General features: G+C 41.9%; 22 protein-coding genes. 16 read left to right on the forward strand and 6 right to left on the reverse strand.

Annotation, left to right across the window (positions count from 1 at the left end; genetic code table 11):
* The first annotated feature begins 90 nt into the window (after positions 1–90).
* The 7 genes from GL182_RS21525 (at position 91) to murQ (ending at position 6,701) form a co-directional block, all read left to right on the forward strand.
* The gene (locus GL182_RS21525) at positions 91–1,137 is read left to right on the forward strand and encodes a mechanosensitive ion channel family protein (protein WP_163381861.1); all 1,047 of its coding nucleotides are present in this window, start codon (positions 91–93) and stop codon (positions 1,135–1,137) included.
* Between the two features lie 110 nt (positions 1,138–1,247).
* The gene (gene accD / locus GL182_RS21530; protein ID WP_163381862.1) at positions 1,248–2,090 is read left to right on the forward strand and encodes an acetyl-CoA carboxylase, carboxyltransferase subunit beta; all 843 of its coding nucleotides are present in this window, start codon (positions 1,248–1,250) and stop codon (positions 2,088–2,090) included.
* A 126-nt stretch (positions 2,091–2,216) separates the two neighbouring features.
* A complete protein-coding gene (gene nqrF / locus GL182_RS21535) occupies positions 2,217–3,521 on the forward strand; it encodes an NADH:ubiquinone reductase (Na(+)-transporting) subunit F (RefSeq protein ID WP_163381863.1) in 1,305 nt (434 codons plus the stop codon).
* An 88-nt stretch (positions 3,522–3,609) separates the two neighbouring features.
* Positions 3,610–4,767: a formimidoylglutamase gene (locus tag GL182_RS21540; protein WP_163381864.1), complete on the forward strand. Its 1,158-nt coding sequence runs from the start codon at positions 3,610–3,612 to the stop codon at positions 4,765–4,767.
* A gap of 51 nt (positions 4,768–4,818) precedes the next feature.
* Positions 4,819–5,046 (forward strand): cytochrome b5 domain-containing protein, encoded by a 228-nt coding sequence (locus GL182_RS21545; RefSeq protein ID WP_163381865.1) that lies wholly within the window; start codon positions 4,819–4,821, stop codon positions 5,044–5,046.
* Positions 5,047–5,889: an N-acetylglucosamine kinase gene (locus GL182_RS21550; protein ID WP_163381866.1), complete on the forward strand. Its 843-nt coding sequence runs from the start codon at positions 5,047–5,049 to the stop codon at positions 5,887–5,889.
* Positions 5,886–6,701: an N-acetylmuramic acid 6-phosphate etherase gene (murQ, locus tag GL182_RS21555; RefSeq protein WP_163381867.1), complete on the forward strand. Its 816-nt coding sequence runs from the start codon at positions 5,886–5,888 to the stop codon at positions 6,699–6,701. Before GL182_RS21550 ends, murQ begins: the two co-directional genes overlap by 4 nt.
* 5 nt (positions 6,702–6,706) lie before the next feature.
* Here the strand turns inward: murQ and GL182_RS21560 are convergent, their stop codons facing one another.
* Positions 6,707–7,783: a mannose-1-phosphate guanylyltransferase gene (locus GL182_RS21560; RefSeq protein ID WP_163381868.1), complete on the reverse strand. Its 1,077-nt coding sequence runs from the start codon at positions 7,781–7,783 to the stop codon at positions 6,707–6,709.
* Positions 7,784–7,785: 2 nt separating this feature from the next.
* Complete coding sequence (locus GL182_RS21565) at positions 7,786–8,754, reverse strand: SIS domain-containing protein (RefSeq protein ID WP_163381869.1); 969 nt, start codon at positions 8,752–8,754, stop codon at positions 7,786–7,788.
* A 98-nt stretch (positions 8,755–8,852) separates the two neighbouring features.
* On the opposite strand from GL182_RS21565, the gene recQ reads away from it, so the two are divergent.
* Genes recQ through GL182_RS21585 form a run of 4 tightly spaced genes read left to right on the forward strand, consistent with a single transcriptional unit; the run spans position 8,853 to position 14,235 of the window.
* Positions 8,853–11,030 (forward strand): DNA helicase RecQ, encoded by a 2,178-nt coding sequence (gene recQ, locus GL182_RS21570; RefSeq protein WP_163381870.1) that lies wholly within the window; start codon positions 8,853–8,855, stop codon positions 11,028–11,030.
* Between the two features lie 14 nt (positions 11,031–11,044).
* A complete protein-coding gene (gene purD / locus GL182_RS21575; protein WP_163381871.1) occupies positions 11,045–12,340 on the forward strand; it encodes a phosphoribosylamine--glycine ligase in 1,296 nt (431 codons plus the stop codon).
* 46 nt (positions 12,341–12,386) lie between these two features.
* Positions 12,387–13,769, forward strand: coding sequence for a stage 0 sporulation family protein (locus GL182_RS21580; protein ID WP_163381872.1), 1,383 nt, complete (start codon positions 12,387–12,389; stop codon positions 13,767–13,769).
* Positions 13,759–14,235, forward strand: a complete 477-nt coding sequence (locus GL182_RS21585) for a gliding motility lipoprotein GldH (protein WP_163381873.1) — start codon at positions 13,759–13,761, stop codon at positions 14,233–14,235. The genes GL182_RS21580 and GL182_RS21585 overlap by 11 nt, the downstream gene beginning before the upstream one ends.
* A gap of 219 nt (positions 14,236–14,454) precedes the next feature.
* Here GL182_RS21585 and GL182_RS21590 read toward each other — a convergent pair whose 3' ends face one another.
* Positions 14,455–18,456, reverse strand: coding sequence for an AAA domain-containing protein (locus GL182_RS21590; RefSeq protein ID WP_163381874.1), 4,002 nt, complete (start codon positions 18,454–18,456; stop codon positions 14,455–14,457).
* A 6-nt stretch (positions 18,457–18,462) separates the two neighbouring features.
* Positions 18,463–19,275 (reverse strand): SDR family oxidoreductase, encoded by an 813-nt coding sequence (locus tag GL182_RS21595; RefSeq protein ID WP_163381875.1) that lies wholly within the window; start codon positions 19,273–19,275, stop codon positions 18,463–18,465.
* Between the two features lie 88 nt (positions 19,276–19,363).
* On the opposite strand from GL182_RS21595, the gene rlmD reads away from it, so the two are divergent.
* Together rlmD and GL182_RS21605 are read left to right on the forward strand one after the other, a co-directional pair.
* The gene (gene rlmD / locus GL182_RS21600; RefSeq protein WP_163381876.1) at positions 19,364–20,773 is read left to right on the forward strand and encodes a 23S rRNA (uracil(1939)-C(5))-methyltransferase RlmD; all 1,410 of its coding nucleotides are present in this window, start codon (positions 19,364–19,366) and stop codon (positions 20,771–20,773) included.
* A complete protein-coding gene (locus GL182_RS21605) occupies positions 20,773–21,150 on the forward strand; it encodes a hypothetical protein (protein ID WP_163381903.1) in 378 nt (125 codons plus the stop codon). Before rlmD ends, GL182_RS21605 begins: the two co-directional genes overlap by 1 nt.
* A 41-nt stretch (positions 21,151–21,191) precedes the next feature.
* Here GL182_RS21605 and thiL read toward each other — a convergent pair whose 3' ends face one another.
* Both thiL and mce read right to left on the reverse strand, forming a co-directional pair.
* On the reverse strand, positions 21,192–22,223 hold the full coding sequence (gene thiL / locus GL182_RS21610; protein WP_163381877.1) for a thiamine-phosphate kinase: 1,032 nt from the start codon (positions 22,221–22,223) through the stop codon (positions 21,192–21,194).
* Positions 22,216–22,626, reverse strand: a complete 411-nt coding sequence (gene mce / locus GL182_RS21615; RefSeq protein ID WP_163381878.1) for a methylmalonyl-CoA epimerase — start codon at positions 22,624–22,626, stop codon at positions 22,216–22,218. The genes thiL and mce overlap by 8 nt, the downstream gene beginning before the upstream one ends.
* A 108-nt stretch (positions 22,627–22,734) precedes the next feature.
* On the opposite strand from mce, the gene GL182_RS21620 reads away from it, so the two are divergent.
* The 3 genes from GL182_RS21620 to GL182_RS21630 all read left to right on the forward strand — a co-directional run bounded on the left by GL182_RS21620 (position 22,735) and on the right by GL182_RS21630 (position 25,156).
* Positions 22,735–23,061: a HesB/IscA family protein gene (locus GL182_RS21620; protein ID WP_163381879.1), complete on the forward strand. Its 327-nt coding sequence runs from the start codon at positions 22,735–22,737 to the stop codon at positions 23,059–23,061.
* A gap of 155 nt (positions 23,062–23,216) precedes the next feature.
* Positions 23,217–23,903, forward strand: a complete 687-nt coding sequence (locus GL182_RS21625; protein WP_163381880.1) for a response regulator transcription factor — start codon at positions 23,217–23,219, stop codon at positions 23,901–23,903.
* On the forward strand, positions 23,900–25,156 hold the full coding sequence (locus GL182_RS21630) for a sensor histidine kinase (RefSeq protein WP_163381881.1): 1,257 nt from the start codon (positions 23,900–23,902) through the stop codon (positions 25,154–25,156). Before GL182_RS21625 ends, GL182_RS21630 begins: the two co-directional genes overlap by 4 nt.
* The last annotated feature ends 38 nt before the right edge of the window (positions 25,157–25,194 follow it).

The raw sequence follows: 25,194 nt of genomic DNA on the forward strand, positions 1-25,194 counted from the left end.
TATCAGGGTCTGGCATACTCCTCCCCGTTAAAAAAAGGGCATTTTAATATCTAGTACAATTTTCCCTTCAAAACCATCAAAAATTAAAGCATGGAAAGAGAAACCATCATTTTTATTGGCATAGCACTGGGATTATTGGTCTTCAGCCATATTTTTCTTTGGCTATTTTTTCCAAAACTGGCCAGGCTGGTTTACCGACCTGCTACTGAAAAAGGAAAAAATTCCATGAGGAAATTTTCCAATGCACTAAAATGGGGGCTGTTTTTTGCAGTATTCCCAATCATCGAACCCTTTTTCTCACCTCCTGATCTGGACCACCTGGGCCGAAAACCCTTCTTTATAGTACTTGCCATAATCACCTTCTCCTGGATTATCATTGAGCTGTCCAATGTATTGCGATATGCCTTTTTGGAGAATTTCAATTCCAATAAGGAGGATAACCTCAGAGAAAGGCGGTTGCTTACCCAGGTAGCTTTTATCAGAAAACTTTTCATCATAATCGTAGTCATCATCGCCTTTTCGGCTATATTGATGAATTTTGAATCTGCCCGAAAAATAGGAGCTGGATTGCTGACCTCAGCCGGGATTGTGGGCATCATCGTCGGTTTGGCCGCACAAAAATCAATCGCCAATTTATTGGCTGGATTCCAAATTGCCTTTACCCAGCCTATAAGAATCGATGATGTGGTGGTGGTAGAGGACGAATGGGGAAAAATAGAAGAAATCAATCTCACCTATGTGGTCGTCAGGATTTGGGACCAGAGAAGGCTGGTATTACCCATCAACTATTTTATTGAGAAACCATTCCAGAATTGGACCAGAACTACCGCCGACATATGGGGGACGGTATTTATGTATGTTGATCACACCATTCCCGTTGAAAATTTAAAAATTAAGCTTAAAGAAATATTGGATAACAGTACTTTATGGGATAAAAAGGTACAGGTACTTCAGGTGACTGATTACACAGAAAAAACCATAGAGATTCGCTGCCTGATGAGCGCCAGGGATAGCCCTACTGCCTTTGACCTCAGGTGTTTGGTTAGGGAAAAGATGTTGGAATACCTCCAGCAAAATTACCCGGGATCCTTACCCAAATCCCGGGTTTTGCTATCTCAGGAAGCAGAAAAAAAATAATGGGAGAAATCTTATTCTGAAGGAGAATGCAGATTTTGGTTTTATTTAACGGATAATACCCATAAATTTGTAATCCCAAATGACTTTTGGGCTAATTTAAACAAAACTTTATGGCTTGGTTTAAAAGGAAAGATGCCGGGATCAAAACCTCCACAGAGGAAAAAAAAGATACTCCTGACGGATTGTGGTACAAGACCCCAAAAGGAAACATCATCCATACCCGGGAACTGAAAAACAACTCCTATGTCTGCCCGGATGATGATTATCATGTAAAAATAGGATCCAAAGAATATTTTGAAATCCTCTTTGATGATAATCAATTCAAAGAACTGGACAAAGAAATGACCTCTGGAGATCCACTGAATTTTGTGGATAGCAAACCCTACACTACTAGAATCAAAGACACCATTGCCAAAACAAACCTCAAGGATGCCGCTCGCACAGGAGTAGGTAAAATCAATGGCCTGGATATCATCATTACCTGTATGGATTTCAACTTCATAGGTGGATCCATGGGATCAGTGGTAGGAGAAAAAATTTCAAGGGCCATCGACTACGCCCTTAAAAACAAAATTCCTTTCCTGATGATATCCAAATCAGGAGGGGCGAGAATGATGGAAGCTGGATTTAGTCTGATGCAAATGGCTAAAACTTCGGCTAAACTGGCTTTACTAGATGAAGCAGGAATTCCCTACATTTCGCTGATGACAGACCCGACTACAGGGGGTGTAACGGCTTCTTACGCCATGCTGGGAGATTTTAATATTGCTGAACCGGGAGCATTGATAGGCTTTGCCGGTCCGCGGGTGATCAGGGAAACCATCGGTAAAGACCTACCCAAGGGATTTCAAAGTTCTGAATTTGTTTTGGAACATGGATTTCTGGATTTTATCATCGACCGTCGTCAGTTGAAAAACAGAATGTATACTTTACTAAACTTATTGCGCAATTAAGCAGTTAATAAGCTTGAATAGGTGGATTAAAATATTCTCATATTGCGGTGGATTTGTTGAAATATAAATATATTTGTACCGATCAATCACCGATTAAACATACTGATAAAAAATAAAATTTATTAAATGACTTCAGTAATCATAACTTCGATAGTAGCTTTCACCATTATTATTTTGCTACTGGTATTTGTCCTTCTTTTTGCGCAATCCAAACTGGTGGCTTCGGGAGACGTTAAAATCATCATCAACGGGGACGAAAAAAACCCACTGGTGGCTTCTGCCGGATCTACTTTGCTATCTACACTGGGAAATAAAAAAATATTTCTCCCATCAGCCTGTGGGGGCGGAGGTACCTGTGCCATGTGCAAATGCACCATTGAAGAAGGCGGGGGTGAAGTTTTACCCACCGAGGAGGGTCACCTCAGCAGGGCGGAAAAACAGAATAATGTCAGGCTTTCCTGTCAGGTAAAGGTGAAGAATGACATGAAAATCCGGATTCCTGAAGAAATATTCGGTATTAAGAAATGGGAATGCGAAGTAATTTCCAATTACAATGTATCCACTTTTATTAAGGAATTTAAGGTTAAACTTCCTGAAGGAGAAATACTGGATTTCGAGCCAGGAGGATACATACAGATTGATGTGCCGCAGGTAGTCGTCAACTTTAAAGACATGGATATCACACCCCATCCGGAATTGGAACATCCGGAGGATGTTTACCAAAGCGACTGGGATAAATTTGGCTTGTGGGATTTGGTAATGAAAAATGACGAAGAATTATTCAGGGCTTACTCCATGGCCAATCATCCAGCTGAAGGAAACATTGTCATGTTGACCATCCGAATAGCTACCCCACCTTGGGATAGGGCTAATAATAAATGGATGGATGTCAATCCGGGAGTTTGTTCTTCCTATGTTTTCTCTAGAAAGCCAGGTGACAAGGTCACCATATCCGGACCATACGGTGAATTCCACATCAATCCTACGCAAAGAGAAATGATTTATATTGGAGGTGGCGCAGGAATGGCACCCCTTAGATCACATTTATTTCACTTATTCCATACTGAAAAAACAGACCGGAAAGTATCCTACTGGTATGGTGGTCGGTCTAAAAAAGAATTGTTTTATACCCCGCATTTCAGGGAGATAGAAAAAGAGTTTCCTAACTTTAATTTTCATATTGGCCTCTCAGAACCGTTGCCTGAGGATAACTGGAAAGTTAAGAAATCTCTGGACGACAAAGAAGGAGACGGTTATGTAGGCTTCATTCATCAGGTACTCTATGACAATTACCTGAAAGACATTGAAGAGCCGGATGAGATAGAATATTACCTATGTGGTCCTCCACTGATGAATTCGGCAGTTTTGAAAATGCTGGATGATATGGGAGTCCCCAACGAAAATATCAGATTTGATGATTTCGGAGGATAAATGAAATTGTGTCCCGTTAATTTTTAACGGGACTTTTTTTATGCTTGAATTTTCAATAAATTTGATTTTAAAATTTTAATGATGATTCATGGATCTTGAGGCATTTTTCGAACCCATACCGCCAACTATCTTAAATGAAGAATACGGTCACAATGCATTTTTTTATCATATCCATTGTCATGGGGAGGGCTTTCCAGAAATAAAAGGCATTCAGATTGCACTGATAGGGGTAGACGAATATAGGGGCGCAGCAGCTGATCACCTGGAAAATTCCCCACTTACTACCAGTCAAATCAGAAAAAAGCTTTATCCACTTAAAAAAGGCCAAAACAACTACAGCATTGCGGATTTAGGCAACCTAAAAGTCGGGGAAAACAGGGAAGAAACCCTTGCACTGATCAGCTCAATTGGTGAATTTTTATTGAAAATGGAAGTGCTTCCCGTTTTTTTGGGTGGCAGCCATGACCTGGACATGGGGCAATACCTTTCTTACCAAAACATGAAAAAACTCGTAAGCCTGCTTACAGTAGATGCTAAGATGGATATGGAGGATAAGGGTAAACCGATGGATCTTCACTCTCAGGACATCATATTAAACAAGCCCAACTATATGTTTAACTATTGCCATCTGGCCTATCAGAGCTTTCTGACAGATCCGGAATTGGTTACTACATTGGAAAAGCTTTATTTTGACCATGTGAGGTTGGGGCAACTCAGGGATAGTTTTAAAGAGGTAGAACCATTGATCCGAAATACGGACCTCCTGAGTTTTGATGTTTGTTCCATACATGCATCGGATGCACCAGGAGCCATAGAAGCCCAGCCATTCGGGCTCAGTGCAGAGGAAGCTTGCCAGATATGCTGGTTTGCAGGGATGAATGAAAAGTTAAGTTCGATGGGAATTTATGGCTACCATGCCAAATTGGATGATGCCCGGTTCAAAACGGCCTCCGTAATAGCTACCATGGTTTGGTACTTTATTGAAGGTTTTTATCAAAGGAAAGACAGTTTATCCTTTAAAAGCAGTGATTACATCAAATATACTGTATCTTTAGACTCTAAACCTTCTATTTTATATTTCTACAAAAGCAAGTTAAGTGGCAAGTGGTGGATGGAAATTCCCAGCAATAAAAATGAAAAATTCAAAAGGGACACCATCATTCCCTGCAGTTATCAGGATTACCTTACGGCCCAACAGGGAGAAATCCCTGAAAGGTGGGTCAACTCCCAACTGAAACTATATTGATGAATTGCAGCCGCTAGCCCGCTGTGTGGAACCTTTGTTATTTGGTCAAATATGATTACCATTTCAAAAAACCAACTGGCCCTGAGAAACGGGCAAGATAAACCTGAGATCTGGATCGCCTTCCAGGGAAAAATCTATGACCTTGCTGGCTCAAGGCTTTGGAAATCGGGCAGACATTATGAACATTGGGCCGGCCAGGATTTGACAGAAGAATTGAAAAGTGCTCCCCATACGGCCCATGTATTTGATAAATTTGAACCTATAGGCTACCTGAAATAAATGATTCTTATCGCAGACAGTGGTTCGAGCAAAACCGATTGGCGGGCAATCCGAAAGGATGGAAATATCTCCCAGTTCAGGACGATTGGGTTCAACCCCTATTATCAGACCCGGGAGGATATGATATTGGGCCTGAATAACCCTCATTTATTGGCATTAAAGCACCAGGTAGAGCAAGTTTATTTTTATGGATCCGGATGCACCTCAGATACCAACAAAGCATCTGTCATGCAGGCCATCCACAGTATCTTTCCACTCACCGAAGTACATGTCGATCACGACCTGATGGCCTCTGCCAGAGCCACCTGCGGACACAGCGCCGGAATTGCCTGTATTTTGGGTACAGGATCCAACAGCGGTGATTATGATGGGGAAAACATCACTTCCAGCAGGCCTTCGCCTGGTTATTTATTGGGAGACGAGGGAGGTGGGGCTTATATTGGCAAGCACTTTCTTCAGGATTTCATCTATGATGACATGCCTGAGGAGATACGCAGGGAACTGATCCGGGTATATAACCTATCCATATTTGAGATCCAGGACAATGTGTACAAAAAGCCCTTTCCCAACCGATATATGGCTGGGTTTTGTCAGTTTATTTCACAGCATAAATCTGATCCCTATTGCTATAATTTGATATACAATGCTTTCAGGGATTTTTTCCACAGACATGTGATGAGATATGAAGATTATCTAAACAAACCCGTGAATTTTGTGGGGTCCATAGCTTATTTTAACCATGACATCCTGAGAAAGGCCGGAAAGGATTTTCACATACAAATCAATACCATCATTGAAACGCCAATAGCAGGATTGACATTATATCATCAAGAAAAAATATGAGTACTACCGAAAGCTCCTCTTACTACGATCACCTGGAAAAAATGTCCGTAAGTGAATTGCTGACCAATATGAATAAGGAGGATCAAAGTGTTCCTTTGGCGGTAAGTAAAGCTTTGCCACAGCTGGAGGCATTGATAGCTGCCATTGTGCCAAGAATGGAAAAAGGAGGCCGCTTATTTTACATTGGAGCCGGTACAAGCGGAAGATTGGGTATTCTGGATGCTTCCGAATGCCCGCCTACCTATGGAGTGCCGCACGACATGGTAATAGGTATCATTGCAGGTGGAGACCATGCCATCAGAAAGGCAGTGGAAAATGCAGAAGATGACCAGCATCAGGCATGGAAAGACATTCAGTCATTTGGATTCAACGCACAGGACACCATCATTGGCATCGCTGCTTCTGGCACCACCCCCTATGTAATTGGAGGAGTGAAGGCAGCTGAATCGGCCGGCTTGCTCACAGGTTGCATCACTTGTAATCCGGATAGCCCTCTGGCAGCAGCCGTAAGGCTTCCGGTTGAAGTAGTGGTAGGACCTGAATTTGTGACGGGAAGTACCAGAATGAAATCCGGTACAGCGCAAAAACTATGTCTCAACATGATCTCTACCAGTGTCATGATTAAATTAGGGAAGGTCAAGGGAAATAAAATGGTAGATATGCAGCTGTCCAATAAAAAACTGGTGGATAGAGGGACAAAGATGATCATGGAAGCTACAGGCTTGCCAGAAGGAGAAGCCAGCGACTTGCTGCAAAGGTATGGATCCGTCAGAAATGCAGTAGCAGCCTATGAGCAATCCCAAAACCCCTAAGGCTGTCAAATATAACCTTCATCGATTTTTTTTGCATCATTTACGAATTTTCTAAATTCACCTTCCTCTCCAAGTTTACAGATCAACAGCACATTTTCGCTATCACTGACCAGGTAATTTTTCAGGCCCTGAATAACTACCAGTTTGTCCTGGGGTAGCTTAATGAAGCAATTTTCGGTATCATAAAGCAATGCGTTCCCCTTGACTGAGTTTCGTTCTCTGTCCTTTTCAGAGATTTCATAAAGATTTTGCCAGGAGCCCAAATCCGACCAGCCAAAATCCCCCAATACCATGAACACCTCATCGGACCTTTCGAGAATCCCATGGTCTATGGATATGTTTTTGATCAGACTGTAGGCTTTGTTCAGAAAAAGGTGCTCCTTTTCAGTACAAAAGTAAATTTCCCCTTCATCAAAAACTTCAGCCATTTCCGGCAGGTGTTTTTCAAATGCATTGATGATGCTTTCATTTCTCCAGACAAATGTTCCCGAATTCCAGACGAAATCACCACTTTCAAGAAACGTTGCCGCCAGGGATTCGTCAGGCTTTTCGGTGAATGTTTTTACCTTTTTAACCGGGTTTTCATTTTCCGGAAAATACTGAATGTAACCATAGCTGGTATCTGCCCTATTTGGCCTGATCCCAATGGTTACCAGATTCCCTATTGGTGAAGCACCGTTCATGGCCAGGTCAATGGCTTCAAAAAAAGCTTTTTCATTAAAAATTAACTGATCAGATGGACTGATCAATACCTTGGCATTTGGATTCAGTTTCTTGATTTTGTAGCTGGCAAGGGCGATAGATGCTGCCGTATTGCGTCTTAATGGTTCTACCAGAATTTGATTGTCCGGTATCTCAGGCAACTGCTCTTTCACCAATGAAACATATCTTTTATTGGTGACTACTATAAATTGATATGCGGCGAAGGAAAATCTTAACCTATCAAATGTCATTTGAAGCAAGGACCTTCCGGTACCTAATAAATCCAAAAACTGCTTGGGTTTGTGATGCCTGCTAAAAGGCCAGAACTTTATACCCAGACCTCCTGCCAGAATAACAACATACTTGTCCTTCACTTCCATAATTATACAATTCCTTCCTTCATCAAATCATGAATATGAATAAATCCAACGACCTCATCAGCTTCTTTTACCACCAATTGCGTAATATTAAAATCTCTCATCATTCCCAGCGCTTTAACTGCATACTCATCCACAGGTATGGTTTTCGGATCCCTTATCATGATTTCAACTGCTTTAATCCTGCTCAAATCAGGATCCCGCTGAAGCATTCTTCTCAGGTCTCCATCTGTAATGATACCCAGCAGCTGATTTTTGGCATCCACCACCGCTGTCGCTCCAAGTCGTTTACTACTGATTTCTACAATCACATCTTTCAATGAGGCATTTTCCGAAATAATGGGAAGTAAAGCCTGATCCATAACATCCCCTACCTTCAGGTAAAGCTGCCTGCCCAATGTACCTCCTGGGTGAAACCTGGCAAAAGATTCGGCAGAAAACCCTCTGGCTGAAAGCAAGCAGACAGCCAGCGCATCTCCCATGGCCATTTGAGCAGTAGTACTGGTCGTAGGGGCCAGATTATTCGGACAGGCTTCTTCTGCTACACCCGCATACAAAACGTAATCTGCCTGTTTGGCCAGATAACTGGATTCATTACCGACCAAAGCTATCAGTTTGTTTCCTGATTGTTTGAGCAGGGGAATGAGCACCTTAATTTCCGGAGTATTACCACTTTTGGATACGCATATTACAAAATCTTCTTTTTTAATCATACCTAAATCACCATGAATTGCATCGGCAGCATGCATAAATAAAGAAGGAGTTCCTGTGGAATTGAGCGTAGCCACAATTTTATTGGAAATGATGGCACTTTTGCCGATTCCGGTAACCACCACCCTACCCGAGTGCTGCAAAATATCTTCCACACAAGCTTCAAAATCTTCTCCTATGAAGGGTATCAGATTTATAAGTGCATCCGCCTCGTTTTGCAGTACATTTTTTGCCGTGGTTTTAATATTTTTTAGTAAATTCAATTTTACAGTTGTTAATTGTTAATTTTGTATAAAGGTAGGAAAGTTTTACCTTAAACTTTAATGATTGACAAAGAGCAACTCATTAAACTATTTACCTAGTGGATAACGCAGTAAAAGAAAATCTGAAAAATATTTTTGGTTTCAATCAGTTCAGAGGGAACCAACAATTCATAGTAGAAAATATACTTAAGGGGAAAAACACTTTTGTTATAATGCCTACAGGGGCAGGGAAATCCCTTTGCTACCAATTGCCGGCTGTTTCAAAAAAAGGGACTGCCATCGTCATTTCTCCTTTGATTGCCCTGATGAAAAATCAGGTTGACCAGCTGAACAGTTTTGGGATCAATGCCCACTTCCTTAATTCAACCCTGAGCAAATCTGAATCCAACAGGGTAAAGGGGGAAGTTACCGCAGGTCTCACCAAGCTGCTTTACGTGGCCCCCGAGTCGCTGACCAAAGAAGAAAATGTCCAGTTTTTAAAAAATGCGGATATCAGTTTCGTTGCCATTGATGAAGCCCATTGCATTTCTGAATGGGGGCACGATTTCAGGCCAGAGTACCGGAAGATAAAATCTATCATCGCACAAATCGGAGAAAAACTTCCAGTCATTGCGCTTACTGCCACCGCTACACCGAAGGTACAGCAGGATATACAACGGAATCTTCAAATGGAAGAGGCAGACTTGTTCAAGTCTTCCTTTAACAGGACCAACCTCTATTATGAGGTACGGCCGAAAATGAAGAATGATACCAAAAAAGAAATCATCAAATACATCAAGTCCCAAAAAGGTAAATCGGGTATCATCTACTGCCTGAGCAGGAAAAAAGTAACAGAAATAGCTGACCTTCTCAAAGTAAATGGAATCAATGCCGCCCCCTACCACGCTGGACTTGACGGGCATGTGAGGGTGAAAAATCAAGATGATTTTCTCAATGAAGAAGTGGATGTCATTGTGGCTACCATCGCTTTCGGAATGGGCATAGACAAACCCGATGTGAGGTATGTCATCCATTACGACGTTCCCAAGTCCCTTGAAGGTTATTATCAGGAAACAGGAAGAGCCGGAAGGGACGGTTTGGAAGGCCATTGTCTGATGTTTTACCGATATGAAGACATCGTAAAACTGGAGAAATTCAATAAAGATAAACCTGTCAATGAGCGAGAAAATGCCAAGGTTCTGCTCCAGGAGATGGCTGCCTATGCAGAAAGTTCCGTTTGCAGGAGAAGGTTTTTACTTCATTATTTTGGGGAAAATCTGGGCAAAGACTGTGGCTTTTGCGACAATTGTAAAAAGTCAAAAGAAACCTTTGATGGTCAGGATGACATCCTTACAGTAATCAAAGCTGTAAAGGAGACCAACCAAAGGTTCAGTATGGATCATATCGTCAGCATGATCAGAGGGGAAAAAGATGATTACATAGAAAGCTATGACCATGATAAACTTTCCACCTTTGGACAAGGTAAAGACAAAGATACCATCCATTGGAAGACGGTAATTCGTCAAACCATGATTTACGGTTTGCTGGATAAAGACATTGAAAATTATGGTGTGCTTTTGTTGTCTGATAAAAGTGAATCTTATTTGAAGGAACCATATCCTATAAAGATCAGTAAAAATCATAATTTTGAGGAAATGGCTGAAAGTATATCTTCTGAAGAGTTGAGCAACATGGGCAAGGCCTATGATGAAAAGCTTTTTGAACTTCTGAAAGCAGAACGAAAAAAAGTAGCAAAAGTCAAAAACCTTCCCCCTTATGTGATCTTCCAAGACCCTTCGCTGGAGGAAATGGCCACTGTCTATCCTACCTCAAAAGAGGAGCTGGCCCAAATCAATGGTGTAGGCATGGGAAAAGTGGCTAAATTTGGCGCTTCCTTCTTAAGGTTAATCGAAAAATATGTAGAAGAAAATGAGATTATCACAGCCTCTGACGTTGTAGTAAAAACTTCAGGAACCCGGTCAAAAGTAAAAATCACGATCATTCAGCAAATAGACCGAAAGATTGACCTTGACGAAATTGCCAATAACCTGAATATCAGCATGAGTGAATTGCTGCACGAAATAGAGCAAATCATTTACAGCGGCACAAAATTAAATATCAATTATTACATACAGAATATCATGGATGATGAAAGAGAAGACATTCTCCATGATTATTTTATGACGGCCGATACTGACAAAATACGGGAAGCCATGGCGGAATTGGAAGAAGATGATTTTTCTGAGGAGGAAGTAAGGGTTTACCGGATAAAATTTATTTCAGATCACGCCAACTAAAAGAAATACTACAAATGAACATATTGCTCATTGGAAGCGGTGGCAGAGAACACGCCTTTGCCTGGAAAATAAATCAAAGTAAACATTGTAAAAAATTATGGATTGCTCCGGGAAATGCCGGAACACAGGACCTGGGAGAAAACATCCCCCTATCGGTAAATGATTTTGATGGAATTAAAGCTTTTTGCATCAAAAATGACGTCAGTTTACTTGTAGTTGGACCTGAAGAACCATTGGTAAAAGGATTAAGAGACTTTTTGGCGCTGGACTCCAAAACTGCCTCCTTGCCCATAGTAGGTCCAGGAAAAGCCGGTGCTCAGCTGGAAGGAAGCAAGGATTTTTCAAAGGCCTTTATGAATCAATATGGTATTCCTACGGCCACCCATGCCACCTTCACCCAAGCTTCTTTTCAGGAAGGTATAGCGTATTTAAAACAACAAAAACTTCCTATTGTCCTTAAAGCTGATGGACTGGCAGCTGGGAAGGGGGTTTTGATATGCCACAGTCTGGAGGATGCTGAAGAAAGCTTTAAGGATATGCTTCTGGGAAAAAAATTTGGGGAGGCCTCGACGAAGGTTGTGATTGAAACCTTCCTCCATGGCATTGAGCTTTCCGTATTTGTTGCAACAGACGGAGAAAGCTATAAAATCCTACCGGAAGCCAAGGATTACAAAAGAATTGGAGAGCAGGATACGGGACCAAATACCGGCGGAATGGGTGCCGTTAGCCCGGTACCTTTTGCAGACCCTGCCTTCATGAAAAAAGTGGAAGAAAAAATAATTCAACCTACCGTTCGCGGATTAAAAAATTCCGGAATTGATTTCAGAGGCTTCCTCTTTATTGGACTCATGAACATGGAAGGAGAGCCTTATGTTATCGAATACAATGTCAGAATGGGAGATCCGGAAACACAGGCAGTGTTGCCTCGTATTGAAAGTGACTTTGTCTCCCTGCTTCACGCCATTGCAGTTAAGGATTTAAAGAATTATAGTTTAAAGACTGCTGACACCAGGTCTGCAACGGTAGTAATGGTAGCCGGCGGGTATCCGGATACCTATGAAAAAGGCAAGGTCATTTCTGGTTTGGAAAAAAATGATCTCAAACAGGCCATCACCTTTCATGCGGGCACCAAAGCAATCCATCCTGAAACCATCGTCACCAATGGTGGCCGGGTATTGGGAATCACAGGATTAGGAAATACAATTGAGGATGCCATAAAGCATGCCTACGAAAGAGTAAACCAGATCAATTGGGAAAAAGTAAATTACCGGAAGGATATCGGACAGGACATACTCCATTCCGGGGATTGAAAACCCATTTTCACGAGGAGGAAACTCCCTTAAATATAGATGAATTATGTCAGGATGTACAAATTGTAGCACCGGAACGACTGCTGTCGGCGGCTGTCAGAATAATGGCAGTTGTGGTACCAGCGATTGCAATAAAATGAATGCTTTTGATTGGTTATCCCATATGGGCATACCGGAAATAGATAAATTTGATATCGTAGAAATTAAATTTAAGGGAGGAAGAAAGGACTATTTCAGAAATTCAGGACTTTTGCCTCTTACCACGGGCGACCCGGTGGTGGTGGATGTACCCAATGGTCACCATATCGGATACGTATCCCTCCAGGGTGAGCTGGTAAGGCTGCAGATGCAAAAAAGGAAAATCAAAAATGATGACAATATCCTTAGCATTTACAGGATCGCCACTCCAAAAGACCTGGAAAAATGGCAGGAAGCCAAAAACCGGGAAATCCCTACCATATACAGAAGCAAACAAATCATTGAAGAATTAAAGTTGGGGATGAAACTATCTGATGTGGAATATCAGGCAGATAATTCCAAAGCCACTTTTTACTATTCAGCAGATGACAGGGTGGATTTCAGGGAACTGATCAAGTTATTGGCCTCAGAGTTTAAAATACGGGTGGAAATGAGGCAAATTAGCCTCAGACAAGAAGCGGGTCGATTGGGCGGTATTGGAGTTTGTGGGAGGGAGCTTTGCTGCTCTACCTGGATACATGATTTTAAAAGCGTAACCACTTCAGCAGCCCGGTATCAGAACCTATCCCTGAATCCAAGTAAATTGTCCGGCCAATGCGGTCGGTTGAAATGTTGCCTGAATTTTGAATTGGATAGCTACCTGAGTGCACTGGAAGATATCCCAAACGTAGAGAAGCCCCTCTTGACAGAAGCTGGTCCTGCCAAGCTCCAGAAAACAGATATTTTCAGACGCCTCATGTGGTTCAGCTACAATGATGACAACAACTGGCACTCTATAGATTGTGACAGGGTCAAAATGATCATTGAGCAAAATGAGAAGGGCATTACTCCTTTTAACCTAAAACAGGACAAAGCATTTGAAGGAGAATTTGATCAAAGCAAGAACAATCAGGACCTGGAATTACTGGACAAGAAATTTGCGCAATCCAAAAGAAAAAAGAAACGCAAACCGAAATCGAGAAAACCTAACATGAATGCGGGCGATTCGGGGGCAGCCAGACCGGAACAGCAACAGCAGGAAAAAAGGGGCAGAAATCAAAGAAACAACAAAAACCAGAAAAGGGGAAATAAAAATCAAAACCAAAAGGATAATCCATCCCAATTCCAAGCTGACAATCCTCAAAAGGGACCTATAGGCAAAAATGAGGGCGCACCAAACAAAAGGAGAAGACCCAATCGAAACCGGAATCAAAAGAATCATCCAAATAAAGGGCAGTCTGATGATAAATAAAAGTCCGACTGCATATTTGTGCCTTCTGGGCAACATACTACTTCTGGCTGCCTGTAACGGGGACAGGTTATATGAATCATTTGAAGATTTCCCCGGCCAGGAATGGGTGGTGTCTGATACCGTTTCTTTTCCGGTAGACTCATTATCTTCCGATTATTCAAAAATCTTATCTGTAGGCATCAGGTACAATGACAGCTACGAATACCATAACTTGTACCTGCGCTTTCTTCTCATGGATAGCCTTGAAAATGTATTGGTGGATTCTCTGGTCAACCTGCAATTGTTTGACCCCAAATCAGGGCAACCTTTGGGTTCGGGCTTTGGAAACAGAAGGACCTTATACGACACCTTACCTGCGAGAGAACTCCCTGCACCAGCCAAAGTACAATTTATCCAATACATGAGAAAAGACACCCTGGAAGGCATTGAATCGATTGGCCTAAAAATAGCTGCAGAAAGGGACTAAACCCGAAATATGCATTTGGAATTTCATTGCAAACTGAAATTACTTCAAAATCAGTCAATCGTTGCAGTTTTCAACTTCACCATAGCGGTGCTAGTTTCCAAACTGCCTTATTTTCTTGCAATTTCAGCCTTCATAACGAAACCTAATACTCAATCAGGTTTAAAAGTACCTAAAGAAACCTGGAAATTTCTTTTTACCTTAGAAGAGGAAAGGGAATTTCTATGTCCCTGACTTTTCTACCTTATTGAAATTTCCTTGCGCTATTTTGGTTTGCAACAAATCCTCCCTGTCCAACCAATACTGCCTGCTAAACAAAAAAACAATGTTCCAGTTTCTGGCGGTCAACAACTGCGGGTGATATACAAAAGCCTCCTTTGCTGTTTTGGAAGCAAAAAATCTTTGATCATCAGTCAAAATTGCAGCCAGGGCTTTGCCATTTTCCTTCACCTCCAAATCCATCACCTTAACATAGGGATTTTCTCCCACTTCATGGTTGCCATAGGTTCCCAGTAGCCTGTCTTTCAATGACCAATTATTATCAAACCCTTGTACTTTCAGGACAGACTTTTCAGGGCTTTTTCCCTCCTGTATTGCAGCAGCATAAGCAATGTATTCGCACAACAACCTGATCCCTGGATTTTTCAGGTGCTTCTCCTTAAAATCGCTCTCCAACAGACTTGTAATCAAAATACTTTCTTTTCTTGCCCTTGTAACGGCTACATTCAATCGGTTTTCTCCTCCCTTTCTTGACAGAAGCCCAAAATTGGCCGTAAACCTTCCTTCCGGATTCCTGGCGTAGCCCACAGAAAAGACCACCCTGTCAAATTCATCTCCCTGTACATTTTCTATGTTTTTTACCTTTATATATTTGTCCTTTCTGAGGTTATCATCCTCCTCCAACAAGGTAAGGATCAAAATCATCTGGTAATAATTAAACGTAATGACCCCCAGAGAATCTGATGGATGCTTGGCTCTTAGTTTAATCAGCTGTGTCAATACCTCCTTTGCCTCAACAAGGTTCGTCTGGTTTTCCCAAACCCCATCCGTTGAAATCATTTTAACACCTTGCTCGTTGCTATTCAATACTTTCCTATCGGGCAACATGTAAAGCCGTTCCTCATAGAAATGTACATTCGAAAAATGGATCAAGGGCAGGGTTGCGCTCCTGTAGTGGGTACTGAGGTGAAAAGTAGGGAAAAATTTACCGGCCATGTCCAATAAGGCGTCAATTTCCAACTCCATTTTTTCTTCCTCTGATTGAATTCTTGTCTGGTACAAATCATAGGGCTGAAGTTGCTGGCTGTCCCCTGCAATGAGCACTTGTTTTCCACGCATCATCATGGGCAGCCCCCTTTCGAAATAACATTGGCTGGCCTCATCAAAAATAACCAGATCGAAGTCCTGTTCCAGCGGGAAGAGGGCCGATGCCGTCTCCGGAGAAGCCAACCAGCAGGGCACCAATCTGAATATTTCATCTTTATAATAGGCGATTAATTTTTTGACCGACCAGATTTGCTTTTTTTTACTTACCTGGTGAGCCAGTTCCCGGTAAGTAATGAGATTGTTCAGGCGGTTGTATTCCAATTGATGGCATACCTCCTCCCTCAGTCGCATTTCTACAATAAAACGGGCCGTCTTGAGCTTTTCTTCAACAGAAAATTCAAAATCAGAGATGTAACTTTTTATTTGAGGACCATAGATTTCTTTCAAAACCGGATATTTTGCCTCTAAATGCCCCACCCAACTGACCTTCAAGCTGGATAGAAATATTTGCCGTAGGCTGGAAAAATCCCTGTCAGGAAAGGTATCAATGATTTTTTCGGCAACCTTTCTTTCGACTTCATTCATCTGGCTTCTGAGCCGGTCAAATCTTATCAACTCATCCACCTCTCTGATAAGATTTTGACTGACTTCCTGCAGTTTCCCCTCATCTGGTGAACTCAGCAAATGTTTGATCTGAATCTCACTGAGATATTTCCTCCAATTGGAAAAATGGTCTTCCACCCAGTCATTGATTACGGTAACCCCCTCCAGGAGAGATTGAAAATGGCCGTAGGAAAATTGCGGCTTGTAAAAATAAGAGGCTAAAACTCCCAAATCATGCATGATAAACCGGGCCTTCAATGCCTTCACCAGGACGCCGGCCATCTGATTGAACGAATGAATCGTAAATGGCTTTTCAGGCAGTTCAATCCAGGTCTTTTGTGCCAGAAGGGTATACTGGTGATTTAAATTCATTCTGTTTTCCAGCCTTTGAATCAATATCCTGATATCCTCCTTATTTTTCTTTAAGCCATTTTGTTCCAGCAGGGAAATGACTTCCCCATACTTTTTAATATCCAGACTGACTGCCACCTTACCATACCAGGACTCCATTTTCTTTGCAGCCTGAACAGCCTTTCTCAAAACTCCCTCTACCTCATGATCTCCGATATTCCATTCTATTCCCTCTTCTGCAAATAACTTACGTACCATATCTACTTTACTTTCCAGCCATAAATGGTCAAGTGAAGCAGGATCATGCGCCATGAAAATTTTGAATTTTTCATAAATCTCCGGACTATTGATGCTTTGCATCAAATCCTCAATCTTATCTTTTTGTTGGAAGGATTGATAAATCAGGCTATATTCAAAAGTATCGGCCAACATGGTATCCAGGTCTTTCTTGGCCGTAAGTTTGACGGAGGAAAGTTCCTGAAAAGTATCCGCTACCCTCTTATAAGCTTCGGGTCCGAATACAGAAAAATCTACCCGGTGAAGCCAAAACGAAGATGCCACCTGGAACTTGCTAAAGAAAAATTGGTACTGTTCGAAATTTGCCAGAAAACGATCCAGGTCATCCAATCTAAAAGACCGGTAAAACTGCGTCATGTCGACCCCCTCTTCTCCATAATCTGAAGTAAGATAGAGTTCTTTTGCAGGTACTCCGCAATCAGTCACATCAAAAAGTGCTTCTTTATATTCTTCAAAAAAATCTGTATACTTCTCAATATTCCTGCACATTTGCCCAAAATTCCGCTCCAGTTGAATGGCATCCAGGGAACGATTGAGGCTTTGATAATTATCCAGGGAACTGATTTGGTGGTCTATTTTCTTGTAAAGCTCTTTTCTATCTCCCCGGTAATCATGAACCAGGGCGGAGAAATTTGCCATTCCCTGAGCAGATAAGCGTTGGTACACCACATCCAGGGCCGCCCTTTTTTGAGAAACAACCAATACTTTTTTACCCCTGGAGGTAAAATCTGCGACTAAATTACAAATCAATTGGGATTTTCCGGTACCAGGTGGTCCCTGGACGACACAAGACTGCCCGGATTTTACATGTTTGATCACCTCTTCCTGGTTTGCATCCATTGGAAAGGTATTGTAAAGGTTGCTCTCCAGGCTTTGTCTGCTCGGCTCAGACACTTTTCCGAAGCAATCAGCAAACAATTCTTCCAGGTTCTCCTGAGTGGCTTGTCTGATCAGTTGCTCATAGTCATCCATCAGAAAGGAGTTTTTTTGGGAAAACTGCCCTAAAAGCGCATAAGGCTGAAGCCGCAGCAATCCCGTTTCAGAATAATTCTCCAAATCATCCTTACTCAAATCGGGGAAAAACTCCAGTTTATCCTGGTAAATCTCTCTATTAAAATTTAATTCAACCTGATTTTTCAGGTAATGATACAGGTCTGTTCGAAACCCCATGGGCTCTTTGCTGAAATCCTCCATGGAGAGTTCCAGCCATTCTTTGTCAAAAGGTCTTCCGAGTGCCTGGCTGTAAGCCAGAAGGAAGGAAGGGTTTAGGAAGGGAAGCTCCCCGATGCTCTTTCTCAAATACCAGGTTTTGTCCTCCAGTACCAATTCGACCGGAAAAAATATCAAGGGACACCGTATCAATTGTTCATTCAGTAATTTACCCTCTACAAAAGGCCAGCCTACAAATAAACTTTTTTCTCCTGTTTCTTCAATAGCGAAACGGACATGATGTTGCAAACGCTTTAGTCTGGTAGAAAGTTGATTAACATTCTTGTCCCTTGAGTCCAGCTCCTGAATCAAGGGAATATTTCTTTTCCTTCCCAGCAATTCATTGATATAAAAAAAGGAAGGGTGATTGTTCAAAAAATGAAAGTCCTTTAAATCAATCATCTGGCTTTGAATGATTTTCGGGAGAAAAATAGACCGATTATTGGAAGAAAGATCCACCAAACGGTTTAAATAAACCTTAAAAATATCTTTTAGCATGAAATATTACTTAAAAGGTGAGTCTTTTTCCTTAGCCATGTGGTTATAGACCACCTGGTCCATTATTCCAGGTACCCATTTATTCAAAAATGAAGCCAGTTTGCCCTGGCGGGTGAGAATAAGGTCTCTCTTTCTTTTCCGAAGGGACTTCAGTATGGCTGCTGCCACTTCATCTGCCGTCATCATCTTCTCCTCATCCCTGGGAGATTCATTTTGTGTACTTCCATCTGCCAGCAGGGCATTATTCCGAATATTGGAGGCGGTAAATCCCGGGCATACCACCAGTACATGGACGCCTAATTTCATCAGTTCTGTCCTCAGGGATTCAAAAAAACCATTCATAGCAAATTTACTAGCTGTATAGGCCGTTCTGGCAGGAGTACCCCTGAAACCATTAATGGAGGAAATACCAATGATGGCACCCTTGTTTGTTATGATGTCATCCATGCAATATTTAGTAGCATAAACGGTACCCCAAAAATTGATATCCATGACCCTATGGAAAACTTTCAAATCCAAATTTCTGAATAGGGCACGCATGCTGATACCGGCATTATTGATCAAGATATCTATTCTGCCAAACTTTTCCCTTACATCTTGGGCCATTTTTTCATTTTGAACAGGATCCGCAGCATCACAAATTCCCCCGGCACAATTGATTCCCTCTTTCTGAAGCAGGACCAGAGTTTCATCCAATTTCACCTGGCTTCTACCTGTAATCCAAATCCTGGCTCCTGCTTGTCCAAAAACCCTGGCACATGCAGCACCAATGCCAGATGTGGCCCCAGTGATGACTACTACTTTGTCTTTTATTTCCATAGCTAATTTTTATCAAGTTATGCAAAAACCTGAAAGCATTCGGGACAAATTTAATCCCTTTGACCGAAAATCATTAATTTTGCAACCTATGTCAAGAAAAATGAAGAATAAGGTCCTTCAAAGGCTGAAAATAGAAAGAATAGCAAGCGAAGGCAAATGCGTGGGACACCATGAAGGAAAAGTAGTATTTGTAAGCAATGTGGCACCTGGTGACATAGTGGATGTACGGGTAACCAGGGGCAGGAGCAGCTACATGGAGGCTGAGGCCATTCAGATTCATGAATATTCTGAGAACAGAGTAAGCCCTTTTTGTGAACATTTTGGCACTTGCGGGGGCTGTAAATGGCAACACATTTCCTATGAACTTCAAATGAACTATAAAAGGCAACAGGTGGTGGATCAATTCCAAAGAATTGCCAAGGTTCCCTTACCGGAAGTGATGCCCATCATCGGTGCCAAAGATACCAGGTATTACCGCAATAAACTTGACTTTACCTTTTCCAATAACAGGTGGCTTACCCGGGAAGAAATTGATTCCGGAGAAAACCTTGAAAGAAATGCCCTGGGTTTTCATATCCCCAAAAGGTTTGACAAGATAGTTGACATCAACCATTGCTACCTGCAGGACGGTATTTCAAATGACATCAGGAATGAATTGAGAACTTTTGCCTTGCAGCAAAACCTGACTTTTTACGATATCATCCACCAAAACGGATTGCTCCGGAACCTCATCATCAGGAATACAGCCGATGGGCAAACCATGGTGATTGTACAATTTGGTGAAGATGATCCGGCCGGCATAGACCAAACCATGCGCTTCCTTAACGAGCGGTTTCCCGAAATCACCTCCCTGCTATACATTGTAAACCTGAAAAAGAATGAGACCTTTCTGGATCAGGACATCCATACTTTTGCCGGAAAAGAATACATTGAGGAAAGCATGGAAGGACTGAAATTTAAAATCAGGCCCAAATCGTTCTATCAAACCAATTCTCTTCAGGCCTACCGTTTGTACCAGGTAGCACGGGAATTTGCAGGACTGACCGGGGAGGAAACGGTTTACGACCTCTACACGGGTACCGGTACCATCGCTAACTTTGTCGCAGGAAAGGCCAAACAGGTGATTGGCATTGAATATGTGGAGCCTGCGATAGAGGATGCCAGAGAAAATGCCCGTCACAACCAGCTTACCAACACCTTGTTTTATGCCGGAGACATGAAGGAAGTGTTAACTGAGGATTTTGTCAGTCAGCATCAAAAACCCGACGTAATCATTACCGACCCTCCAAGAGCGGGCATGCACGAAGACGTGATCCAAATGCTCCTGAAATTGTCGCCTCCTAAAATCGTATATGTCAGTTGCAACCCTGCCACTCAGGCCAGAGATGTGGCCCTGCTTTCGGAAAAATACCAGGTAAAGCGCATACAGCCTGTGGACATGTTTCCACAGACCTATCATGTAGAAAATGTAGTATTACTAGAATTGAATGAGCAATGATGATAAGCAACGAAAATGACCCGGAACTAAACGGAAAATACCTGGGGACTATCAGCAGTGATTTTATAAAAATTTGTGAAACCCTTAAAGAAGCTTCCTATCAGGTGAGAAAAAGAGGTTTTTCAGATTATCCCATTTTTCCCATCAGCAAAACAGAGCAACCCATAGGGAAGCTTTTCCTCAGCAAGGATGAAAAACCCATTGATTGGAATTACTACATCACCTACCTGGATGAATTTCTTCAAAGAAAACTTATCAAGGAAGATGCATTGGAACAGTTTAAGGCTACTTATAAAGATCCGGATGAGTTTTGTTGCCTTTTCGTAGTGGATGAAACCTTTACCAATTTCCTTTACATCCCCTACCCCAATGAATGACCAAAACAAGGGAATAAAAGCCTGCTGATTGTACTTGACCGTTAAAAATGCTGCCAACCTTGAGCATTGAGGGGCACTGCTGCTCCACTTTTGGTAATCAGTACCTTACCCTCCTCCTGAGCAGTCACGTGCCCTATGAAATGAATATCCGGATGCTTCTCCAGGAGATTAAAATCCTTTTGATCTATGGTAAATAAAAGTTCATAATCTTCTCCGCCATTCAACACACAGGTAATGGGATCCATATTAAACTCCAGGGCTGTATCGTAAGTTTGCTTATCGATGGGAAGCTTGTCTTCATAAATGGCAACCCCGACCCCGGAAGCTTTGCTAATATGGAAAAGCTCTGACGCCAATCCATCCGAAATATCCATCATACTGGTAGGAACCAGGTTTAATTCTTTAAACTCGTGTATAATATCCATTCTGGCATCGGGCCTGAGTTGCCTGCCTGTGATATAGGGGTATTTGTCAAGCTGAGGCTGCATTTTGGGATCTGAAAGAAATACCTGTTTTTCCCGTTCCAAAACCTGAAGCCCCATAAAAGCTCCACCAAGATCCCCTGTTGCACAAATAATATCATTCACCTTCGCTCCGGAACGGTAGCTGATTTCTTCCTTTGTTGCTTCTCCTATGGCCGTGACCCCAATGATTAAACCAGATCTGGAAGCGGTGGTATCTCCACCGACCACATCAAGGTTATAATGCGTAGCGGCCAGATTGATTCCTTCATAGAAGGCTTCCACTGCTTCAATTGAAAACCTGTTGGATAGGCCCAGGCTTATGGTGACCTGCTTGGGAACAGCATTCATGGCCGCCACATCACTGACATTAACTGCAATGGCTTTAAATCCCAGGTGCTTTAAGGGGGTGTAAGACAAATCAAAATGAACTCCTTCCAGCAACATATCTGTAGTCACCACACGCACCATATCCGTAGGGGCCAGCACCGCTGCATCATCACCTATCCCCTTTAGGGAACTGGCATGTTTCAGGTGGATATGCTTACTTATCTGATCAATAAGTCCAAATTCTCCAAGCGTTCCTATCTCTGTTCTTTTTTCCTTATCCATAAGCATTCTTATCCTGACACAATTCCACCAATACACCATTGGTTGATTTTGGATGCAAAAATACAATTAATTTGTTATCCGCACCATCCTTTGCCTCCTCATTCAAAAAAGCAAAACCATCACCTTTTAATCTTTCCACCTCTTCCTGGATGTTTTCAACAGCAAAAGCCAGGTGGTGAATACCTTCCTTTTTTTGCGCTAAAAACCTGGCTATGGGGCTATCATGGGCAGTGGCCTGCAACAGTTCCACCTTGACGTCCCCCACCTGAAAAAAGGACACCTTTACTTTTTCTCCTGCTACCATTTCCTGTTTATATGCCTCTTTACCCAATAATTTTTCAAAAATCTGATTGGATACCGTCAGGTCCTCCACTGCTATGCCAATATGTTCAATTTTCATCATGATTTTACTATCTTTGTTTGGTGATCCATTAAATATAATGGAATTAATTTTCAACCTTATTGGTTTAAAAAGGTATTGAGCAAGTCATAAATTAAAAATTGAAAAGATATGATCATCGTTTCAGAAAAAGCCAGGGATCGTATCCTTGAATTGAGACAGGAAGAAAACAGGAACACGGAAGAAAATATCAGGGTATCTGTGAAAGGTGGGGGTTGTTCAGGATTAATGTACGATTTGGGATTTGACAACAGCACCTCAGAAACAGACCATGTTTTTGAAGACAAAGGAGTCAAAATAATTGTGGACAGAAAAAGCCTGTTGTACCTGGCAGGTACTACATTGGAATTCAGTGACGGATTAAACGGCAAAGGTTTTCAATTTGTCAATCCCAATGCTTCCAGAACCTGCGGTTGTGGAGAAAGCTTTTCTATCTGAATTCCAGGGAATATTGTTAAGATTCCAGACCGTGTGAAACTTGTCTGCGGTCCGGAATTTTTATTTTCTTTTCACAGACCTGGTCCAACCTAATCAGGAAGCCTTTCCTGCTATCGCTTCAGATTTACTTCAAAAACGCCTCCTTTATTTGAACAATGAAAATTCTTTTAATTGAGGATCAATTAGAACTTTCGGACAATATCACGGAGTTTCTGGCATCAGTTGGAATTTCCTGCGAAGCCTGTAGCAATTGCTTTGATGCTCAGGATAAGTTGCTGGTCAACACCTACGACAGTATCGTCCTGGATATCATGCTTCCGGATGGAAGCGGGCTGGAACTCATTGATTTGATCAAAAAAAACCAAACCAAAAGTAACATCCTCATTATTTCTGCCAAGGGCTCGCTAGGGGATAAGATCGAAGGCCTGGAATTAGGCGCAGATGATTACCTTACCAAACCCTTTCACCTGGCTGAATTACATGCCCGGCTAAAAGCCCTTTACCGTAGAAACCAACTGGATGGGTCAGATGTCCTTACCTTTAAGGAAATTCAGGTTAATCCCGAAAATTTACAAGCTCTGATCAACCAGACACTGCTAGACCTGACCAAAAAAGAATTTGACCTGCTACTTTTCTTCCTGACCAACAAAGACAGGGTACTAGGCAGGCAAGCGATTGTGCAACACTTATGGGGAGATTATACCGATGACCTGGCCAACTTTGACTTTGTCTACCAGCACATCAAAAACCTTAGAAAAAAAATCTGTCAGGCGGGAGGAAAAGATTACATCGAAACAGTCTATGGTATAGGCTATAAATTTAACACCTCTCCAGAAAAATGAAATTAATCAATCAATTTACCATTTGGTATCTTGGGATATCCATCATTGTCTTTTTAATCGGAGGCCTGCTAATTTTCTATAAACTGGAATCCGAAATCGATTTCGAACAAGGTAAGGAGCTGGAAAGGCAATTAGACCGGTATGCCAAAAAAATGGAGACGCTGGAAAATCCCGGCTTGCTTAGCAAAGATCGATTGGAAATCAAAGAATTGCCTTCAGACCAAGCCATGATTTCATTCCATTCCGGAGATACATTGGCCTGGCATGAACCCCTGGAACAGGTAGAGAGACAAGTCAAAGCCGGAAAATCCTATCTGGTCAATGGGAGGCATTTTTACATGTCTACCTACAATATCATGATTGAATCAGATGACATCACGGAAACCGTGGTACAATCCATGGTTGCTATTTTTATTATGCTCTTGATTTTTATCGCAGTGACCAGTCGATTGGTTTCAAAGAAAATCCTGCAACCTTTTCACCAAAGTCTTGAGAATATTAAAAACTTCAATTTTAAAGATAACCAACCTTTGGAATTTGAACCCACCAAGACAGAGGAATTTGAAAAGCTGCACGATTTTCTAAATAAAATGTCCACCAGGCTTTTAAGTGACTATAAGGTTGTGAAGGAATTTTCTGAGAACCTGTCCCATGAAATCCAGACGCCCATCGCTGTAGCATCTGGTAAACTCGAACTCCTACTCAATAGCCCTATCAACAAGCAGCAGGCCAACTGGATAGCGGCAGCCTATAATGCCAATGAAAAAATGACTAAAATCGTTAATTCGCTGGCCACTTTAGCCAAATTGGAAAATCAGGAATTTGAAGGCTCCCAGTCCATAGAACTATCTCAGCTGATTTCAAACTGCCTCAAGGAATATGAGGAGCTGATGAGCATCAAAAACATTGCCCTCCATCAACAATTAACTCCTTCTGTAAAAATTGATATGCATCCCAATATGGCTGAAATGCTCATCAATAACTTGCTAAGCAATGCCATCAAACACAATGAAAGTCCAGGCTACATCCACTTGGAGGTCAATTATAAGTACCTGAAAATCAAAAATAAAGGAGCAAAACCTATAGGGAATGTAGCAGAATACCTGAAAAGATTCAAAAAGGGAAATCCATTGAGCGAGTCAATTGGTTTAGGCCTGTCTATCGTCCAACAAATCTGTAGGATTCATGGTTACCTATTGGATTACACATTTATCAATGAGGAGCATCAGATTACCATACAACTTCAAAATTGATTCAAATTGTCTTCCTAAACTTGTAGCGAATCGAAAAC

The organism is Cyclobacterium sp. SYSU L10401 (genome assembly GCF_010993705.1).
Taxonomy (GTDB): Bacteria; Bacteroidota; Bacteroidia; order Cytophagales; family Cyclobacteriaceae; genus Cyclobacterium.

What these genes read in the sequence shown, in the direction of transcription:
- GL182_RS21525 (WP_163381861.1), top strand. Translation starts at nt 91, where the DNA reads ATGGAAAGAGAAACCATCATTTTTATTGGCATAGCACTGGGATTATTG.
- accD (WP_163381862.1), top strand. Translation starts at nt 1,248, where the DNA reads ATGGCTTGGTTTAAAAGGAAAGATGCCGGGATCAAAACCTCCACAGAG.
- nqrF (WP_163381863.1), top strand. Translation starts at nt 2,217, where the DNA reads ATGACTTCAGTAATCATAACTTCGATAGTAGCTTTCACCATTATTATT.
- GL182_RS21540 (WP_163381864.1), top strand. Translation starts at nt 3,610, where the DNA reads ATGGATCTTGAGGCATTTTTCGAACCCATACCGCCAACTATCTTAAAT.
- GL182_RS21545 (WP_163381865.1), top strand. Translation starts at nt 4,819, where the DNA reads ATGATTACCATTTCAAAAAACCAACTGGCCCTGAGAAACGGGCAAGAT.
- GL182_RS21550 (WP_163381866.1), top strand. Translation starts at nt 5,047, where the DNA reads ATGATTCTTATCGCAGACAGTGGTTCGAGCAAAACCGATTGGCGGGCA.
- murQ (WP_163381867.1), top strand. Translation starts at nt 5,886, where the DNA reads ATGAGTACTACCGAAAGCTCCTCTTACTACGATCACCTGGAAAAAATG.
- GL182_RS21560 (WP_163381868.1), bottom strand. Translation starts at nt 7,783, where the DNA reads ATGGAAGTGAAGGACAAGTATGTTGTTATTCTGGCAGGAGGTCTGGGT.
- purD (WP_163381871.1), top strand. Translation starts at nt 11,045, where the DNA reads ATGAACATATTGCTCATTGGAAGCGGTGGCAGAGAACACGCCTTTGCC.
- GL182_RS21580 (WP_163381872.1), top strand. Translation starts at nt 12,387, where the DNA reads ATGTCAGGATGTACAAATTGTAGCACCGGAACGACTGCTGTCGGCGGC.
- GL182_RS21585 (WP_163381873.1), top strand. Translation starts at nt 13,759, where the DNA reads ATGATAAATAAAAGTCCGACTGCATATTTGTGCCTTCTGGGCAACATA.
- GL182_RS21590 (WP_163381874.1), bottom strand. Translation starts at nt 18,456, where the DNA reads ATGCTAAAAGATATTTTTAAGGTTTATTTAAACCGTTTGGTGGATCTT.
- GL182_RS21595 (WP_163381875.1), bottom strand. Translation starts at nt 19,275, where the DNA reads ATGGAAATAAAAGACAAAGTAGTAGTCATCACTGGGGCCACATCTGGC.
- rlmD (WP_163381876.1), top strand. Translation starts at nt 19,364, where the DNA reads ATGTCAAGAAAAATGAAGAATAAGGTCCTTCAAAGGCTGAAAATAGAA.
- GL182_RS21605 (WP_163381903.1), top strand. Translation starts at nt 20,773, where the DNA reads ATGATAAGCAACGAAAATGACCCGGAACTAAACGGAAAATACCTGGGG.
- thiL (WP_163381877.1), bottom strand. Translation starts at nt 22,223, where the DNA reads ATGGATAAGGAAAAAAGAACAGAGATAGGAACGCTTGGAGAATTTGGA.
- mce (WP_163381878.1), bottom strand. Translation starts at nt 22,626, where the DNA reads ATGATGAAAATTGAACATATTGGCATAGCAGTGGAGGACCTGACGGTA.
- GL182_RS21620 (WP_163381879.1), top strand. Translation starts at nt 22,735, where the DNA reads ATGATCATCGTTTCAGAAAAAGCCAGGGATCGTATCCTTGAATTGAGA.
- GL182_RS21625 (WP_163381880.1), top strand. Translation starts at nt 23,217, where the DNA reads ATGAAAATTCTTTTAATTGAGGATCAATTAGAACTTTCGGACAATATC.
- GL182_RS21630 (WP_163381881.1), top strand. Translation starts at nt 23,900, where the DNA reads ATGAAATTAATCAATCAATTTACCATTTGGTATCTTGGGATATCCATC.